At 45.7% G+C, this 2,100-nt stretch carries 3 protein-coding genes; all 3 read right to left on the bottom strand.

Annotation, left to right across the window (positions count from 1 at the left end):
- Positions 1 to 30: 30 nt before the first annotated feature.
- Entirely contained in the window at positions 31 to 417 is a 387-nt protein-coding gene (locus E5S67_RS33850; protein ID WP_339382814.1) for a tetratricopeptide repeat protein, read from the bottom strand.
- A 6-nt stretch (positions 418 to 423) separates the two neighbouring features.
- Positions 424 to 1,005 (bottom strand): tetratricopeptide repeat protein, encoded by a 582-nt coding sequence (locus tag E5S67_RS33845; protein ID WP_246277094.1) that lies wholly within the window; start codon positions 1,003 to 1,005, stop codon positions 424 to 426.
- A gap of 528 nt (positions 1,006 to 1,533) precedes the next feature.
- Positions 1,534 to 2,007, bottom strand: coding sequence for an SDR family NAD(P)-dependent oxidoreductase (locus tag E5S67_RS31755; RefSeq protein ID WP_246277093.1), 474 nt, complete (start codon positions 2,005 to 2,007; stop codon positions 1,534 to 1,536).
- Positions 2,008 to 2,100 lie beyond the last annotated feature (93 nt).

Below are 2,100 nucleotides of genomic sequence, written 5' to 3'. Positions count from 1 at the left end.
TGTCAATCAAATGCTTAAGCTTCGGTGCGCCTACCTTAACGGATCAATATCCGTTTGATGCTCAAAAGCGCAAAACCGGGATGCTCCCAATTCAATCGCCCTGTAGAATTGCCCTAGGCATTCGTAAGTTACGCCCAAATTGCAGAGGGAAGCAGCTTCTCCATCACGATCTCCGATTTCCCGTGAAATCTCTAAAGACTGTTGGTAAAATTCAATCGCCCTCTGGTATTCCCCTACGGAATAGTAAGCATTGCCAAAACCGTTGAGGGAATTAGCTTCTCCTTGGCGATCTCCGATTTCCCGTGAAATCTCTAAAGACTGTTGGTGAAATTCAATCGCCCTGTGGAATTGCCCTAGGAAAAGGTAAGCTGAGCCCAAACCGCCGAGGGAATTAGCTTCTCCTTGGCGATCTCCGATTTCCCGTTAAATCTCTAAAGACTGTTGGTGAAATTCGATCGCCCTGTGGAATTGCCCTAGGGAATCGTAAGCTGAGCCCAAACCGCCGAGGGAATTAGCTTCTCCTTGGCGATTTCCGATTTCCCGTTTAATCTTTAAAGACTGTTGGTGAAATTCGATCGCCCTGTGGAATTGCCCTAGGAAAAGGTAAGCATTGCCCAAACTGCCGAGGGAATTAGCTTCTCCTTGGCGATTTCCGATTTCCCGATAGATAGTTAATGCCTTTTCCCAAGACTGCAAAGCTTCTCGAAATTGACTGAGTTTATGCTGCTGAATTCCTTGTTTTAACACTCTGTCTGCTTGCAGTGCAATTCCTCCTAGAAAGTCGCCATCCACCTTACCCAGTAGCCCTGCAAAATATTTCAACCGATTAGCGTTTTTTAGTTCGCCTTTTTTTCTGAAATTCTCTGCCTCTTCTAGCATTGCCGCCACCAAGCCATCATCCAGCAATTCCGGGTGAGTCTTTAATACCTGCGCTTCATCGCCGCTGGGACAGGTTAGCAGTTGATTTATCAGGTTGAGATAGGCTTGTTGGCGTTCAGAGTTCATGGAGATTTGGGATTTGGGATGGTTCGATCCATTAATTTATTATCGGTGAAACTCATCTGTTTGGGGCGGGCGATGCCAAGTTTTTTGTAGGGTTCTCGCATTTGGGCGACAATATTTGCAACACCACGGGGATTTATCCTTTATTCGTCGGCGCGATGGTTTGTCCCTCGGTGCGATGGTTTGTCCAGGGGGTCGTTTGTTTGTCCGCGAGTCCGCCAGGGGTTGAAACCCCTGTCTCATAGCTAAAGTCGGTTGAAACCGACTGAAGAATGGTGACAAATACTCGATTATGGTGACAAATACTTGATTGTTTATTTAATTTGCTTTTCAGTCCTCTTTTAGAGGACTTTCGCTATGAGACGGGGGTTTCAACCCCCGGCGGACTTGTGGGGTAGCGTCGGGGATTTTGGTGGCGGGGATTTTGGTAGCCCGAATGTACGATCGACTTTTGGAAAAATTTGGGTGAGGGGCGATCGAATGTTTATCCTTGGGTGGGGGCGGGTTTATTTATATTGTCAACGATCGCGATTATTCCTCTTTCGCCCGAAACAGCTTTCCTACCGACTTCACCAAAAGTTCTCGCGGCATCAATCGAGGCATATTTGCAACAATTTGATTTGCAATTCCCCCTGTCACAAAATTAGACTCATTTTTGTCTAAGGCTTTCAAAGCATCTCGCACTACTTCCGCAGCAGGAACGAGTTTTTGCCCGCTGCTGGATGCCAGATCTTTCGGAAATTCAGCTACTGCAGCAAAGTCCGATTTAGTCGGCCCTGGACAAACACACAAAACGCCAATTCCTAAATCTTTGTTTTCCGCCCAAAGTGCCTCGCTGAAACTCAAAACAAAGGCTTTAGTAGCTGCATACATTGACAAGTACGGCATCGGTTGAAAAGCTGCGAGGGAGGCAACATTGATAATACTTCCTGATTTTCGCTGCCGCATTCCCTGCAAAAATAAATGCGAGATTTCAACTAATGCTACAATATTTAGTTGCACCATTGTTAGGAATGAAAATTTAATAACTTTAGCGTCTGCTAAATAGTCGGAACTGCACGATAATTCCATTTGGGTAGATAGTCATCAAAAATAATT

Source organism: Microcoleus asticus IPMA8, assembly GCF_013179805.1.
Classification (GTDB): Bacteria; Cyanobacteriota; Cyanobacteriia; order Cyanobacteriales; family Microcoleaceae; genus Microcoleus; species Microcoleus asticus.
The sequence above is the reverse complement of the archived record's forward strand: the minus strand, read 5'-3'. Positions and strand labels throughout refer to the sequence as shown.